The sequence below is a fragment of the Lutispora thermophila DSM 19022 genome (assembly GCF_900142105.1).
In the GTDB taxonomy this organism is placed as follows: Bacteria; Bacillota; Clostridia; order Lutisporales; family Lutisporaceae; genus Lutispora; species Lutispora thermophila.
Window position 1 is genome coordinate 17566 of the sequence record NZ_FQZS01000007.1, and the last position, 15444, is coordinate 33009.

The window sequence follows — 15444 nt, forward strand, 5'->3', positions numbered from 1 at the left end:
ACTTTTAAAAAAATCATGCTCATTTCATTCAGTAAAAAATAGAATCGTTAACTCAAATAATAATCCCTTATAATTAAGACAACTCCTTGAGCTCTCGATTCCATAATTAATAATATATTATTTTAGGTCTTCCATATATTTATACCAAAACCATTTCTAAGGTCCATCAATGGTATAGCATTTAATCTATGTATGATTCAATCTTATCATTGAAAAAGAATACTCCTACTCCTCCAATTCCTAGATGGGAACCTAACACACTTCCTATCTTGCTGACAATAACTTTAGCTTCTCCCATTCTCGATTGAAGCATGGCCTGTAACTCCTTAGCAGTATCAATATCATCAGCGTGGCTTATTCCTATAATCTGATCAGGGAATTTGCTCATTCTCTCTTCCACAATATCCAATAATTCCTTTAAAGCTTTTTTCTTTCCTCTAACCTTCTGTATAACTTCCATTACACCGTCATTTACATGGAGGATTGGCTTTATGCTAAGCATATTGCCAATTATTCCTTCAGTCTTGCTTATCCTCCCGCCCTTTATAAGCCAGCTTAAATCCGTTATGGTAAAAACATGCTCAATATGCAGAATCATATTCTTTACAGCATCAATGACATTTTCAAAGCTTTTTCCAGCTTTCACAAGTTTTGATGCCTGCAATGCGATCAAACCTGTAGCCAAAGAACCGGATTTGGTATCAATGACTTCCATTTTTATATTATTATACTTTTCTTTTAGCTCCTCTACTATTGAACAGATAGTCTGATATGTGCCTGACAGTTTGGACGAAAAAGATAGAAATATAAAATCTTCACCTTTGGAAATGCATTCCTGAAATAAACTATAAGCATTTGATGGGTTAGGTTGAGATGTTTTAGGACATATTCCTTTTCTCATGGATTCATACACCTCATCCACCTTTATATCCACCTTATCAAAATATTCTTTTCCATCTATGCTAACCGTTAGAGGCAACATGCTTATGCCGTAGCTTTCCATCAATTCATCCGGCAAATCGCATGTACTATCAACTATTATCCTAGTCATTTACAAGACCTCCTATAATATTACAATAATTTCTTATTCTCTCTATATATAGAATAATTCAGTATTTTTCCGATTTCAACAAATACACAAAAAAGCGGAGACTTTTCTCCGCCTTTCAAAATCAGAAGCATTGGAAGCTCTCAATTCTTCTTAGATCCATTCCAAAATATACCCATCTTCGCCCATTCCATCTCCAACCCGCTACAGAACGAGGTCCTACGAATACCAGAAATGCCCAGAAGCCTCTTCCTCTATCAGGCCATATATATACAAATCTAAATGTACATCTTCTGATTGCGCCTGCATCTACGGCAAATGTCCCGACTCCCCCGGCAGCGGATTGTTGTGGCGTAAAGTTCGGCGGAGGTCCTGATGGTGGCCCCGAAGCAGGTCCTTGGAAAGGTCCGCCTTGCGTAGGTCCTTGGAAGCCTGGCCCAAAGGGAGGCATAAACTGTCCAAAGGGTCCCTGCCTCATCAGAGGGCAGACAAATTCATCCACGTTATCCTCAAGTTCTTCATATCTGTCGAAATCATCTTCATACTCTTTATACATGTTATCCCACCTTATTAATCATTTAGTATCATATTATTCAGGTGGTATAAAACATGTTACTTTTCATTCAATATAATCATTTTGTATGGGAATCATCTGCAACTCCTCTACGGCCCATTTGTTACTTCTTCATGCCACATTATATAAGTTGTAGAAAAAACCTTTTTTCCCCATCAGCTCACCGAAAGTACCTTTCTCGCTCAAGGTTCCGTCTTTTAAAACCAATATCTCATCATATCTTTTCAGTATATCCTCATTCAGCTTATGAGTAACAACAATACAAGTAAGATCAGGTATGTTCAAAATAGAATTTTCTATGTTGTAGGACGTTTCATTATCCAATGATGATGTTGCCTCATCAATTACAAGTATAGGTGTATTCTTGATTATGGCTCTGGCAATGGCTATTCTCTGCTTTTCTCCTCCTGACAGATTGCAACCATTTTCACCCACAGCACTGTTTATTCCGTGATCCAATTTATTAATCAAAGCACCCAAACCAGCTTTTTTGATGGCATTTTCTACATCTGTATCATCATACCCTTCAAATAGGGTAATATTATCTTTTATACTGCTATCAAACATGTATATGTTTTGATGAATGATGGTTACAAGCTTATATAAATCTTCAGCCTTTATGTTCCTATTGTCTATGCCGTCAATTAGTATGTCTCCTGAAAAATTATCATAATACCTCAAAAGAAGTTTCAATACAGTGGACTTCCCTCCGCCGCTGTTTCCTACGATTGCATATTTCCTGCCCTTCTCAATGGTAAAGTTGACATTCTTTAATACATTCTTTTCTCCGTCATAGGAAAAAGAAACATTATTAAAACATATTTTATCATCAAAAGAATTCTTGCTTATTCCTTCAACGCTTCCATCTTCTTTATTGAGAATATCATTTATTTTGTCCTCAATTAGTTTTGTGGATTTTAATCGGTTAAGTCTTGAAGATAGTGCTACAAGAGGATTCACAATGTTATTCATCAATTGTGTCGCTGCGATCATATATCCTATGGTCATCTTCCCATTTATTACAAAATATCTGCTCAATCCAATAGTGCCTAAAAACATAATCAAACCAAAAGCTAAAGCTAAAGAATCTGTTATTCCGGCAAATATATTATATCTGTACCTTGCTAACTCTGCTTCACCGTTAGATATACTGTAATCCTTCAATATCCTTTTTTCAATATTAAAACCCTTAACTACCTCAAATCCGGAAAAAATATCCTTGATTTTTACTGTAAACAATCCTATGGAATCAGAATATTTATTCTTATGCTTGCTTAATGATTTGCCAAATACAACGGGCATGCTTAAAGGAATCAATTCCAAAATAAAGATAAATAATGCTATGTATATGTTCAATCTTATCAAAGCTATAGTAGCAATAATGAAACCAACCAGATTAGTGAGCAATTCAAACAGATTTGTATAATAATCCTGTTCCAGTATGTTTATATCATTCGTCAATAAAGATATGCTCTTTGCACTGTTTTCTTCATTGAATACATTTATACTTCGATAAATTATTTTGGTGAAAATCTGATTTTTTAAATCTGTAAGGCATTTTCTTAACAAACTGGCCCTTAATGCTTTTAATATCATCCAGACAATAGAAGATACAAAAATATATAATGAAAATACTACAATTGCATTTCTAAGCTCTATAATACTTCCAGAGGAACCGGCCTCAAACAATAGTTTTAATACTAAAGCTAATGCAACATTTAACGCAGAATCTATTATTGTGAATGCTATATTAAACACAGTCAAAAGCTTATGTTTCAGCATATATTTATACATTATAATGCCCCCCTGTTATTTTCATATTATATTAAACTTTTCCCTGATGTTTAAAAATACGTTCTCACTGAGAATCCTTTTATTATATCAAGGACTACTTCCTTAATTAATTATTAAATTATATTAAAATATATATTTAATAATATTAAACTTTACTTCATTATATTCTTAGTATATGCTTAAGTCAATATATGAGTTTAACTATTTTGAATCTTTCTTTGCTATACAGTTTCTCAAATGCCATGTTTATTGCAATATCGCAAATAATATAATATAATTTAACTACAATAAGCAAAGTGAGTGATAATATGGATTCCAGTTTAGGAAGCAAAATAAAAAAACTTAGAAAAGAACTAAAAATGACTCAAGCTCAATTGGCTGAGCCGGAAATGACAAAAAGCATGTTGAGCCAAATTGAGAACGGCCTTGCCATGCCCTCAATGAAAAGCCTTCAATTTATTGCAAAAAAGTTAAATAAACCTGTATCATACTTTATTGATGAATCCTCGGACCATTTAGTTAAAAATGATAATGATGATAAAGATAGCTATGATCATATTGTAAATGAACTGAAAAAAATAGACGAATTAATAAAAAGCAACGCTTTTAAAGAGGCATTGGTCTGTATAGAAGAATTGGAGCATTTAACATCCCTGTACGACAATAGCAAGCTTATGGGAGACATATTATATAAAAAAGGCCAATGCATGATGGAATTGGATAAGCTTGCAGAAGCTGTAAAGCTATTCTACAGAGCATATGAAATATACCTCAATAACAACTTTTATATAGAAGCAGCAAAATCTTATGCCGAAACAACAACTGAGCATTGGAGAAACTTTGAATATGGAAAATGCATAGATATATATCTAAAGGCAAAGGAAATATATGATAAATCCCCTAACAGAGATATACATTTTGAAATAGAGTTGCTTCATGGTCTATCTGTCTTTTATTCCGCAATAGGAGATTTTGATGTCACCTCAAAGTACCTAGATGATGCATTGGAAATTTCAAAAACTACCGGTGTTTATTATAAGGCTGATGAGCTATATAGATCTAAAGCTGTAATGAACTACATTCAAGGTGATCACGAGAACTACAAAATAAATATTGAAAAAGCAGAGCAATTTGCAGTTTTTACAGAAAACAAGGTGATCATGAAGTATATATATTCTGTAAAAGTAGTACATGAAAATGCAATAGGAAATTATGATAAGGCATTGGAATATCTTGAACAGATGAAAAAGGTAAATGCTCCTCATCATGAATATTTCTATTATAGAGAAAAAGCAAAAGCATTATATTATTTAGGCAAGTATGATGAAGCTTTAGAAAATATCAAACATGTATTTTATCCTGATTATGCCTCTCATAAACTTGATTATCTTATGATGTGGAGCACCAAGGTATATGAAGGTCTTATATATTCCAAATTGGGACAGTTGAATAAATCAATTGATCCTATACTTACAGCCATAGAAAAAATGAAAAAGTTTGGCAGTTCAAGGCTTTTAGCTTTTGCTTTAGAATCTGCATCTGATATATATTATCAAATGGGAGAATTTGAAAAAGCATATAATTATCTGAAAGAAGCCAACCATATGAAAAATGACATAATAAAAAACAAAATCTATTTTTAGCAGCTTGTGCTGCTTTTTTATTGTTCAAAAGGAATAATATCTTATGCTATAATATTACAAAATTATGGAAAGGAGAATTATATGATTTACATAAAAAACGAAAGCAATAATCCTTATTTCAACCTGGCTTTAGAAGAGTATCTATTTAATCTAGATGATAATGAGAATTATGTTCTCCTATGGCAGAATGACAATACAATAGTTGTAGGGAAACATCAGAATACGTCAGAAGAAATAAACTCCGAATATGTTAAGGAAAAGAATATAAATATAGTCAGGAGAATCACAGGAGGCGGTGCCGTATACCACGACCTGGGAAATCTTAATTACAGCTTCATAATAAAAGGCATTGAAAAGGCTGATTATGATTTCAGCAAATTCACTATACCTATCATAAAGGCATTGAGAAAATTAGGGGTAGAATCGGAATTATCCGGTAGAAATGATATAACTATAGATGGCAAGAAATTCTCCGGCAACGCCCAATTGGTAAAACACGGAAAACTTCTTCATCATGGCACCTTGCTTTTCAACTCAAATATGGATGTGTTGTCTAAAGCATTAAAGGTATCTGAAGATAAGTTTGAGTCTAAAAGTGTTAAATCCGTGAGAGCCAGAGTCACTAATATAAAAGATTATCTGCCCCGAGACATAACAGTCTTGGAGTTTAAAGAGCTGCTTCTAAAGTACATGTTTGATGAAGACACTTATTTAAAAGAAGGTCAACTTACTGAAAAGGATTTGAATAACATAAATTCCTTAATGAAAAATAAGTATATTACTTGGGAATGGAACTATGGTGAATCACCGGAGTTCAATGTAAGACGCTCCAAAAGATTTGCCAATGGCAAAATAGAAACTTTATCAAATGTTAAGGATGGTATAATCCAAAGCATTAAATTCTATGGTGACTTCTTCGGCAGCGACAATCTGGAAGAAATAGAAAACTTGCTCAAAGGCAAACGATATGAAGAAAGCCAAATAAGAGATGCTCTGAAAGATGTCAATATAGATAATTATTTCAAGAATATTAGTCTGGATGAGTTGGTAAGTTGTATATTATAGCAAGCCTAGTGTATTCATCTTAGGTCTTGTCTCTAGTCACCAGCCGCTGGTCTCTGGCATTAGGGTATTCTTTTGGGTCGCTTTGAGGAACACAAGTTAGCACGGCCGTATCCACGGATTAGCGCAGAGGGTTCTTTATTGAGGACACTAAAAGACACTAAAGGATCCGATATACCCATCGTAGAGACTAAAGCCAATGAAATGGATATATAATATCGCATCAGGTTATTAACTTTGGTGACTCTAATGCTCTCTCATATATCCCTTTGATTTTATCGTATTGCCGCATGGCTTTAAGTTTTCTACCCTGCTACAGGAATTAGTATATTCCTTCTGCAAATAAGGTCTTTAGCTTAACGCTCAGGATAACAACTATTATACTTTAGGAAACTGCACTAACCAAAGAATAAGCATATGTGCAACTGCACATATGCTTATTCCATACAGCTACAACCGCTATACCGCAACCTTTCCTCGCATTTGCGGACAAATAATTCCACAGTTTCCTTTTCTTTTTGTATGCGCTCTTGGGTCAATTCTCCTCTTCCCAATCTGTCGCAGATTCCTAGCAGAGCCACTTCCTTATACGAAACCTGCTTCATCATATTCTCCAAATCAGCAAAGGGCAAATCCTTCACCACAAAAAGAATCTGCATGTGCCATCGGACCAGTTTTGAAACCTTACCAATCAATTCCCTGTCATCTGTCAGAGCTTCAAGGAACTCAACTGCCATCTTCGCCCCCATCTTGTCATGGTCATATGCAACTATTCTACCCTTCTTCATTCTGGTGGCAGGAGCCTTTCCTATGTCATGAAGCAAAGCCGCCCACATGAAAGCCCTTTTATCTTCACTTTCATCCTTCCTCTTTGCTGCTTCATCCACCACCAACAAAGTATGGTTCCATACATTTCCCTCAGGATGATGCTCCGGTGATTGAGGTATATCTTTTAATTTTTTCAACATTGTAAAAGGATGTCTGTCGAAATAGCCTGCTTCTTCTGCTTCATATGACAAGAATTTCGACGGCTTATCATCCAATAACAAGTGCTCTTCTAGCATTTTGAATATTTCCCAGGCAATATACAAAAAATCAACTCCTGATATTTAATAGAACACAAATAGGCAAGTTTCTACATATTATATGTTTGCCAGTCTTTCTAAGATCATACCGCTTCTTTTTAGGAATGCTTCCAGCTTATCTCCATCTAATCCTCTGCTGCCCATAAGAGCCAAATCATATATATGGCTGCATATCATTTGGAAATCTTCTTTCTTTTCCTCTTTATCCATCAAGCTTCCCAAAGCTTTTACAAGGTTGTTGGACTTATTGAGTATCAATGTTTCTTCACCCTTGAACATTTTGTTCATTTCCTCAGCGCCAAACATGGCACTCATTTCCTGGAGTCTTCTTTCATGTTCTGCCATTAAGAGCACTGCCTGGGTTTCATCATTTTTAAGCCTCTCAAGCTTTACTTCCAATTTCTCAATGTTTAAGGCTTTCTTTACCTCTTCGACAAGCTTTTCTTCTTTGGCTTTATCTTCTTTACCTTCCGTTTCTATATCCTTTAAGCTATCTGCCAAATCCGAATCTATCCTATAAAATTTCACATTCAACTCATACATTTCCAGATAGCTTATGAAATGATTGTCTATGACCGAGTCTAATACAACAGCCTCCAAACCTTGATCCTTAAATAGCTTAATATATTGATGCTGCTTTTTCTCATCGCTGGCATAGAATATCTTGTTTTCTTCCTTATCTCCTTCTTTTTTGCCGCCTGTCTTTTCAAAGTATTCATTCAGCGTGAGATAATTTCCGTTTATGGACTTAAATATTAATACATCTTTAATCTTGTCATAGAAATTTCTATCCTTTATTGAACCATATTTGATAAATGGGCTTATATCCTTCCAGAAGCCTTCGTATTTTTCTCTTTCCTTTTCAAATAGCTCTGTCAGCTTATCCGCAACCTTCTTAGTGATATGTTTTGAGAGCTTAATTACATTGCTGTCCTTTTGCAAAAAGCTTCTGGATACATTTAAAGGCAAATCTGCACAATCTATTGTACCTTTCAGAAGCATTAAGAATTCCGGAATTATTTCCTTTATATTATCTGCTACAAATACCTGATTATTATAAAGCTTTATCTGCCCTTCGCTGATTTCATACTCATGGCGAAGCTTGGGAAAATAAAGTATTCCTTTGAGATTAAAAGGATAATCTACCGATAGATGTATCCAGAACAATGGATCGTTAAAATCATTAAACACTTTTCTATAAAATGCCTTATATTCTTCCTCGGTGCAATCCTTAGGATTCTTAAGCCATAGAGGATTAATATCATTAAGAGGTTTTCTGTCTTCACCTTCTTTTTTAAATTTCTCATCTTCCAGATATATCTTTACAGGAAGAAAGGCACAATGTTTTTGTATGATTCCCCTCAATTTATATTCATCAAGAAATTCTTCGCTCTCTTCATCTATATAAAGAGTTACGGTGGTCCCTCTTGAAGCTCTTTCTGAAGATGTCAACTCATATTCTGTTCCACCTTCGCTTATCCACTTTACAGCTTCTGCTCCGGATTGGTAAGACAGGGTATCAACCTCTACTTTCTTGGACACCATAAAAGCTGAATAGAATCCTAGTCCGAAATGTCCTATTATTTCTGCCTCTTCTCCCATCTTGTCCTTATATTTCTCTATGAACTCCTTTGCTCCCGAGAAAGCTACTTGATTGATATATTTCTTTACCTCCTCGGCAGTCATTCCTATACCATTATCTATGAACTTTATAGTCTTCTCATCTTTATTGAAGGATACTTTGACTTCAAACTTCTCCTCGGAAGAAATCTCCGCTTCTCCGATGGATGCCAGTCTTTTGAGCTTATTTATAGCATCTACTCCGTTGCTTATAAGCTCCCTTACAAATATATCCTTATCGGAGTATAGCCACTTCTTTATAATTGGAAATATGTTCTCTGTCTGAATTGAAATGCTTCCACTCTCTCTGTTCATATACACCCCTCCGAAAAAGTTCTTTGCATTAAATATTTTAGTATTTTTTTGCAACTGTCAAATCATATCAAAAAATACATTGTATATTGAGATTCTTGATGCAAAAAATAATCTGTACAGAATAGCATAACAAATTTTGATGTTAAAAAGTATATGATTTTAATTATATCTCCAACGACTGAAAAAATGAAAGAGGGGTATTATGGATCAGAAAAACTTGCCCAATGTGCTACCTGACGGAGCTTTAAAAGCAGTAAGTCATAGCGACCTAGTAATGGCAAAGTTAAAAAATGATGCCAAACCAAAAAGAGATGTTTTGGATAATGATGTCAATAAGTAGAAAGTGGGGTGTTGACTTGAAGTATAAGGATTTTGAAGATGAAATTCTATATGATGAAAATGATGAAAGCAAATATCCTCACATGAAAAGAATTTTTGATGCAGATTTCTATACCCTGGATTTCGATCCAAGCTTCACAAAATTTGATGACGAAGTATTTAATGATGATTATGAAGGCATAAGATTCAACAGAAGAATGTGGAGAGACATTTTCCCCCAATAAGTTCCATACAAACAAGTGCAGCATCAGGCTGCACTTGTGTTTTTAGCCATATTATGAAGCTGCTTTGGATAATTTTTGGTCAAATTTTCAAATGACCGCTTCCTTTGTTTCCTTATCAAAGATGTGGATTTTATCCACATCAAAGTATAAATTCATATAACTTCCTATGGCACCCCTATATTTAGGCTCTGCCTTCACCACCAAGCTGCTGTCCATAATTTCAAAATATAATATGTTCTCAGAACCCAAATTTTCCATAAGCTCTAACTTCAATGACAAAGCTTCTCTCTTGTTTTCTTGATCAAGCATTATGTTCTCAGGTCTAATACCCATTATTACCTCTTTATCTATATATCCTGATTTCAGCAGCAATTCTGATACATCAGCAGACATCTTCACCTTAAAGGTTCCAAATCTCAGATATATGCCACCCTCTTCTTTAGCCACACGGGCATCAATAAAATTCATTTGAGGATTTCCTATGGTAGAAGCTACAAACACATTGGCAGGCTTGTCATATATGGTCTGGGGATCAGCAACCTGCTGTACAACACCTTCATTCATAACTACTATCTTAGTCCCCATAGTCATGGCTTCCGTTTGATCGTGAGTAACATATATAAATGTTGTGTTCAACTTATGGTAAAGCTTTACAATCTCTGCCCTCATCTGTACTCTCAGCTTGGCATCAAGATTTGATAAAGGCTCGTCCATTAGAAATATTCTGGGGTTTCTGACGATAGCTCGCCCCAGAGCCACTCTTTGTCTCTGTCCTCCTGAAAGCTCATGGGGCTTTCTCGTAAGCAGGTCATCTATTCCAAGTGATTTTGCTGTTTCAGTGACCTTATTATATATCTCCTTCTTGTTTACCTTCCTCATTTTCAATCCGAAAGCCATATTATCATAAACGGACATATGGGGATAAAGAGCATAATTCTGAAAAACCATAGCAATATCTCTATCTTTAGCTTCAATATTATTCATCAGTTTATCATCTATATAAAGCTCTCCTTCTGTTATCTTCTCAAGTCCCGCTATCATCCTGAGAATAGTTGTTTTACCACAGCCTGAAGGTCCTACCAGCACCACAAATTCCTGAGAATCTATGCTCAGGTTCAGATTCTTAACAGCATGAAAGCCATTGCCAAATATCTTATTTACATTATTAAGCACAACCTTGCTCATTTTTTACCCCCACACTTTCTGACTCCACAAATTTGCTTCCTTTAACCACAGCTATAGTAAAAAATCCTGCCCACAATAATATCATTGATTTAATAGAAAGCTCTACAGGAAGACCCATGCTATAAATGATAAGATAAGACAGCAGAATTGAAACTGCATAACATAATCCCAATCCTTTCACAGCTTCCAACATACTACCATAATGAGCTCTTATGTTTTTCAACATAAAGAATAATATGTAAATCTCGCAAATTAAAGCCACAAGGAAAATCATGCTTCCCTGCTTATTCAAGAAGCTAATGATCAAGTTATTATGATGCATATAAGAATAATCCGTCCTGATAGTTTCCATTAAGGCTTTTTTCCCAATCCCCAAAATTTCACTTATGCTGGTTGGATCTTCTGGAAATCTTTCCGGTAATATATATAAATCAAAAGATATTTCTTTCCATATAAATATTATGGCGGTTAAAATTCCTGCCGTTTTTCCAAAGGCTATTAAAAACTTTACCCATATGATTTTGATTACATCGGAAAAATAGTTTTCTTTCAAATAGCTTTTTATAAGAGCTATAAACTTTCCAGATATATCATAAATTACAAGCAACAGATTCCATATCAAATATATACCTGTGATAAACAGCAATATGTCAAACCTCTGCCTGCTTATTATGCCTATGCTGTTCCAATCCTCAATATAAAAATCATCAGTATTTCTGCCAGTCAAAGTAATTTTATCCTCTATGACGGATCTATCCAATGAACCCTTCTCTGCTTTAAGCTCAATATTTGCAATACTATAGCTTCCATTTGCATCATCCATTGTGTTCAAAGGTATGTATGCATATGTTAAATCTTTCTCAATAAGCCTGCCGGCTATGGAAGTATCATTACCTGTAATTCCAATGACTTTAAACTTTTTATCAAATATTTTTACATCTAAGCCTATAATGTCATCTGAACCAAAGATGCTTGCTGCCAGTTCTTCATCTAATACTGCAACATAGCTTTCATTGTCATAATCAATTTCATTTAGAAAAGAGCCTCTTTTTACTCTCATATTATAAAATTCGTTGAAGTCACCTTTTATGCCGCATATGACAGCTTCTTTTCTTGATTTCTCCCATGCCACCTGTCCTTTATCAAGGGCATAACAAGTCATAAGCTCCGGATTCAATGTCCTTTCCAATTCTTCTATATCACTTACATCAAAAGCATTTTCTATCAGTGAATCTCCCTTAAGCCTTATGGTGAAGCAATCATATCCTACACTGCCATGAACGTCCTGAGATTTTAAATATATGGATCTTGTAAGAATCATACAAAAGATAAAAGCAAATATGATTGCATATGAACCCTGTTTTTTCATTCACCTCCACCTCGCTTTATTTTTCCAGTATTACTTGGCATCCATCATCCAGGCTCTTATTGCTGTAAACTACCACGGTTTCATTTCCCAGCAAACCTGAACGCAAACCAACATAGTTGTTATCCGAATCCCCAATGGTAACACTTTTCCTCAACACATAATATTCCACGCCCAAGGGCCCTTCCTTCTCTTCCAATACATACACAAATTCTCCCTGGCTGTCCTTTTTAACTGCAGACCTGGGCACTATAACATCATAGGAACCAACTTTCTTCCTTAGATACAGCTCCCCCGCTTCTCCCCCGGATAAATCTGCATCTTCCAATTCCACTGTCACAATTTTTATGCGGTAATCATTCTGCTTATCACTTATGGCTTTTATTTCACCATCTATGATCTTGTTCCCCTGGTTTTTAATCCTTATCTCAACCTGATCTCCCAGGCTTATATACTTGCAAAGTTCACTGTTCAAATCCACTTTCATCTCAAAACCGCTCTTCATATTATCCATTACATACGCAGGTACTGAATCATATGCCATCATGCCTTTTTTGAAGTTAATTTCTTTTACAATGCCATCTGATGGAGCCACAATAATGCAATTCTTAATATCTTCCTCTATATCTCGTATATCCAGTTCCTTCTTGATTATATCCAGCTTTGCAGCCTCAATATCCCTGCTGCTATTCTCCATCTCCCGTTCCAATTCTTCTTTCAGATTCTCAAGCTTTGACTTTACATCATTATAATCTTTTTCCTTTAATTCATAGTTGTACCTTGACTCTAATCCCTTTTCATATAATTCCTTATACAATAGATAATCCTTTTCTTTGTAATAGATGTCATCCTCCAGCTCCTTCATCCTTTTCTCATAGTCTTTAACCAAGTATGAATCCCTATGAGATACCAGCCTGTCATACTGAAGCTTAAGCTCTAATAGTTCAATATTATTTCTCTCAAGTTCCTTCTCCAAGTCCCCTTTATCAATCACCATAATAACGTCGCCTTTTTTTACTTCATCGCCTACGCTAACCCTTATGTCCTTTACCTGAGCTCTTACGGACACATAGTGCTCTATCCTTTCCTTAGCTGTGATAATGCCATTACCCGTTATTTCTTTAGCCAGACTGCCGGAGCTTATGGTCTCGGTTCTGACTTTAGGCAATGTCCAGCTGTAAAAGCTTTTGGAGAAAAAAGTGAGAAATATGATGACACCAAAGAAAACTTTGGCTAAATCCAATATTCTTTTCTTTCTGTCCAATATAGGCTTTTTTATTTCAGATGTGTTCAACCTGGTCCACTCCTTTATCATTTATGACAGAATGTGAAATACCTTCCACCAGATAATTTTCTCCGTATAAAAACATGAGCAGCATAGGAAGCATATATATTAATGCGGCAGCAAAAGCAATGCCTAGTTCCCCTTTGTTTACATTGGCAAGATATATAGAAAGGGGATATTTATTGGCATCCTTCAAAAATATCAAAGGCTGCTCCACCATGTTCCAGTTGTCAATAAAGGATAATATGGCTAGTGATGCAATGCCTCCTTTTGATATGGGTAGAACTATTTTGAAAAAAATCTGCATCAATGAACAGCCGTCTATTCTTGCTGCTTCTATATATTCATTGGGAATTGTCATCATAAACTGTCTCAGCAAAAATACTCCAAAAGCCCCGAAGACTCCCGGAAAAATTATTGCTGAGTATCTATCTATAAGACCTAACAAATCCAAGGTAATGTAATTGGGCACCAAAGTCACCTGAAAAGGCATCATCATGATGATGATATAGATAAAAAACAAAAAATCCCTGCCTTTGAATTTCACCTTGGCAAAAACAAAGGCGGCCATGGAGGATATGATGACCTGTCCTGCTACAATAGGCAAAACTACAAAAACAGAATTCCAAAACATTCTCAAAAACTTAGATTTAGCGATTAGCACATCATAATATTGTCTTATGGTTACAGATCTGGGTATTAACTTTATGGAAAAAAACTTATTCTCCTCTGTTTCCCCATCGTAACTGCTGTAGTTATCTGCTATCTCTGAACTGCTCATAAAAGAGTTTGTCACTGTGACAATCAGAGGAAACAGCATCAGCAGAGCCATAAGCATGAGAAATGCAGTTGTCATCTTGGGCTTCAATCCTTTCATACTTCCACCCCCTAATTGCCTATGGCATCATTAATTTTCTTTTGCACCTTGAACAGAATGAAGACAAATATATAAATCACCAAAGTCATCAATATGGCGGCAGTCACCAGCTTGTGATAATCCAGCTTCCTGAAAGCATTATTCATGTAATGCTGAAGCATATATATGCTTTGATGCGGATAATCTCCTGCCAGAAGATATACCTCTCTGAATACCTTAAAGGAATTGATGATGGATATAATTATTACAAAAAATGTGGTAGACATAAGATATACCAGTGTGATATTGAAAAATTTGGCCACAGGTCCTGCCCCGTCTATGCTGGCTGCTTCATAGTATTCCTTGGGTATACCTTGAAGTCCGGCAAGAAATAGAACTATATTATATCCCACATTCTTCCATACATATATTATAATAACGGCTATCATGGCATAAGATGAATTCAACCAATCAATGGGAGCTATATCAAATAGTTTGAAAAAGCTGTTTAGAAATCCTCTGTAGTCAAATAACAGCTCAAAGAATATTATGACAGAAGCCACAGGCACTACCAGCGGCACAATAAAGGCAGTCCTGAAGCCATGGGAGAAATGTATTTTGCTATTTAAAAGCAACGATAGCAACAAAGAAATGACAACGATAAGTGGAACACTTATTCCTGTAAATATAGCTGTATTTTTTACTGCTTGCTTATAAGCTTCATTATTAATCAGATTTATGTAGTTTTGCAAACCTACGAAATTTCCATTTATAGGGCTGTCAAAGAAAGAATATATTATCATCCATATAAATGGGATTATATAAAATATCAATAAGCCTATAAGGCTTGGCGCAATAAGAATCAGAGCCATTATAGTTTCCTTTTTTCTATATTTCGAAAACATAATAATCTTCCTCATTGTATTATGATTATGCACAACGCATTAAGTATTCCGCATATCCATCATACTGACTGATAACATTATTCCTCTAGAATTTTTCACTTTATACAGAATCATTATATCAAATTTTACCATATAGGACAATA

General features: G+C 35.2%; 14 protein-coding genes. 4 read left to right on the forward strand and 10 right to left on the reverse strand.

Features of this window, described 5'->3' with window-relative positions; translation table 11 throughout:
* Positions 1-181 precede the first annotated feature (181 nt).
* From BUB48_RS05675 to BUB48_RS05685, 3 genes are all read right to left on the reverse strand, one after another.
* On the reverse strand, positions 182-1051 hold the full coding sequence (locus tag BUB48_RS05675) for a DegV family protein (RefSeq protein WP_073025286.1): 870 nt from the start codon (positions 1049-1051) through the stop codon (positions 182-184).
* A 121-nt stretch (positions 1052-1172) separates the two neighbouring features.
* Complete coding sequence (locus tag BUB48_RS05680; RefSeq protein WP_073025287.1) at positions 1173-1604, reverse strand: hypothetical protein; 432 nt, start codon at positions 1602-1604, stop codon at positions 1173-1175.
* 129 nt (positions 1605-1733) lie between these two features.
* The gene (locus BUB48_RS05685; protein WP_073025288.1) at positions 1734-3416 is read right to left on the reverse strand and encodes an ABC transporter ATP-binding protein; all 1683 of its coding nucleotides are present in this window, start codon (positions 3414-3416) and stop codon (positions 1734-1736) included.
* Between the two features lie 308 nt (positions 3417-3724).
* On the opposite strand from BUB48_RS05685, the gene BUB48_RS05690 reads away from it, so the two are divergent.
* On the forward strand, positions 3725-5059 hold the full coding sequence (locus tag BUB48_RS05690) for a helix-turn-helix domain-containing protein (RefSeq protein ID WP_073025289.1): 1335 nt from the start codon (positions 3725-3727) through the stop codon (positions 5057-5059).
* A gap of 81 nt (positions 5060-5140) precedes the next feature.
* Complete coding sequence (locus BUB48_RS05695; protein ID WP_073025290.1) at positions 5141-6124, forward strand: lipoate--protein ligase; 984 nt, start codon at positions 5141-5143, stop codon at positions 6122-6124.
* Positions 6125-6558: 434 nt separating this feature from the next.
* On the opposite strand, the gene BUB48_RS05700 is transcribed toward BUB48_RS05695, so the two are convergent.
* Together BUB48_RS05700 and htpG are read right to left on the reverse strand one after the other, a co-directional pair.
* Complete coding sequence (locus BUB48_RS05700; protein WP_073025475.1) at positions 6559-7185, reverse strand: HDIG domain-containing metalloprotein; 627 nt, start codon at positions 7183-7185, stop codon at positions 6559-6561.
* A gap of 78 nt (positions 7186-7263) precedes the next feature.
* Positions 7264-9141, reverse strand: a complete 1878-nt coding sequence (gene htpG, locus BUB48_RS05705) for a molecular chaperone HtpG (protein WP_073025291.1) — start codon at positions 9139-9141, stop codon at positions 7264-7266.
* Positions 9142-9343: 202 nt separating this feature from the next.
* Here htpG and BUB48_RS18030 point away from each other — a divergent pair, with 202 nt between their 5' ends.
* Both BUB48_RS18030 and BUB48_RS05710 read left to right on the forward strand, forming a co-directional pair.
* Positions 9344-9481, forward strand: coding sequence for a hypothetical protein (locus BUB48_RS18030; protein ID WP_175548369.1), 138 nt, complete (start codon positions 9344-9346; stop codon positions 9479-9481).
* Positions 9482-9497: 16 nt separating this feature from the next.
* Positions 9498-9704: a hypothetical protein gene (locus BUB48_RS05710; protein ID WP_139249924.1), complete on the forward strand. Its 207-nt coding sequence runs from the start codon at positions 9498-9500 to the stop codon at positions 9702-9704.
* An 87-nt stretch (positions 9705-9791) separates the two neighbouring features.
* On the opposite strand, the gene BUB48_RS05715 is transcribed toward BUB48_RS05710, so the two are convergent.
* Genes BUB48_RS05715 through BUB48_RS05735 form a run of 5 tightly spaced genes read right to left on the reverse strand, consistent with a single transcriptional unit; the run spans position 9792 to position 15301 of the window.
* Positions 9792-10889, reverse strand: coding sequence for an ABC transporter ATP-binding protein (locus BUB48_RS05715; RefSeq protein ID WP_073025293.1), 1098 nt, complete (start codon positions 10887-10889; stop codon positions 9792-9794).
* A complete protein-coding gene (locus BUB48_RS05720) occupies positions 10870-12258 on the reverse strand; it encodes an ABC transporter permease (RefSeq protein WP_073025294.1) in 1389 nt (462 codons plus the stop codon). Before BUB48_RS05720 ends, BUB48_RS05715 begins: the two co-directional genes overlap by 20 nt.
* Before the next feature lie 16 nt (positions 12259-12274).
* On the reverse strand, positions 12275-13549 hold the full coding sequence (locus BUB48_RS05725) for an efflux RND transporter periplasmic adaptor subunit (RefSeq protein WP_073025295.1): 1275 nt from the start codon (positions 13547-13549) through the stop codon (positions 12275-12277).
* On the reverse strand, positions 13536-14417 hold the full coding sequence (locus BUB48_RS05730; RefSeq protein WP_073025296.1) for a carbohydrate ABC transporter permease: 882 nt from the start codon (positions 14415-14417) through the stop codon (positions 13536-13538). Before BUB48_RS05730 ends, BUB48_RS05725 begins: the two co-directional genes overlap by 14 nt.
* Before the next feature lie 11 nt (positions 14418-14428).
* Positions 14429-15301 (reverse strand): carbohydrate ABC transporter permease, encoded by an 873-nt coding sequence (locus tag BUB48_RS05735; protein WP_073025297.1) that lies wholly within the window; start codon positions 15299-15301, stop codon positions 14429-14431.
* Positions 15302-15444: the final 143 nt, after the last annotated feature.

Coding starts and splice junctions, on each gene's coding strand:
- BUB48_RS05675 (WP_073025286.1), bottom strand. CDS start 1,051: ATGACTAGGATAATAGTTGATAGTACATGCGATTTGCCGGATGAATTG.
- BUB48_RS05680 (WP_073025287.1), bottom strand. CDS start 1,604: ATGTATAAAGAGTATGAAGATGATTTCGACAGATATGAAGAACTTGAG.
- BUB48_RS05685 (WP_073025288.1), bottom strand. CDS start 3,416: ATGTATAAATATATGCTGAAACATAAGCTTTTGACTGTGTTTAATATA.
- BUB48_RS05690 (WP_073025289.1), top strand. CDS start 3,725: ATGGATTCCAGTTTAGGAAGCAAAATAAAAAAACTTAGAAAAGAACTA.
- BUB48_RS05695 (WP_073025290.1), top strand. CDS start 5,141: ATGATTTACATAAAAAACGAAAGCAATAATCCTTATTTCAACCTGGCT.
- BUB48_RS05700 (WP_073025475.1), bottom strand. CDS start 7,185: ATGCTAGAAGAGCACTTGTTATTGGATGATAAGCCGTCGAAATTCTTG.
- htpG (WP_073025291.1), bottom strand. CDS start 9,141: ATGAACAGAGAGAGTGGAAGCATTTCAATTCAGACAGAGAACATATTT.
- BUB48_RS18030 (WP_175548369.1), top strand. CDS start 9,344: ATGGATCAGAAAAACTTGCCCAATGTGCTACCTGACGGAGCTTTAAAA.
- BUB48_RS05715 (WP_073025293.1), bottom strand. CDS start 10,889: ATGAGCAAGGTTGTGCTTAATAATGTAAATAAGATATTTGGCAATGGC.
- BUB48_RS05720 (WP_073025294.1), bottom strand. CDS start 12,258: ATGAAAAAACAGGGTTCATATGCAATCATATTTGCTTTTATCTTTTGT.
- BUB48_RS05730 (WP_073025296.1), bottom strand. CDS start 14,417: ATGAAAGGATTGAAGCCCAAGATGACAACTGCATTTCTCATGCTTATG.
- BUB48_RS05735 (WP_073025297.1), bottom strand. CDS start 15,301: ATGTTTTCGAAATATAGAAAAAAGGAAACTATAATGGCTCTGATTCTT.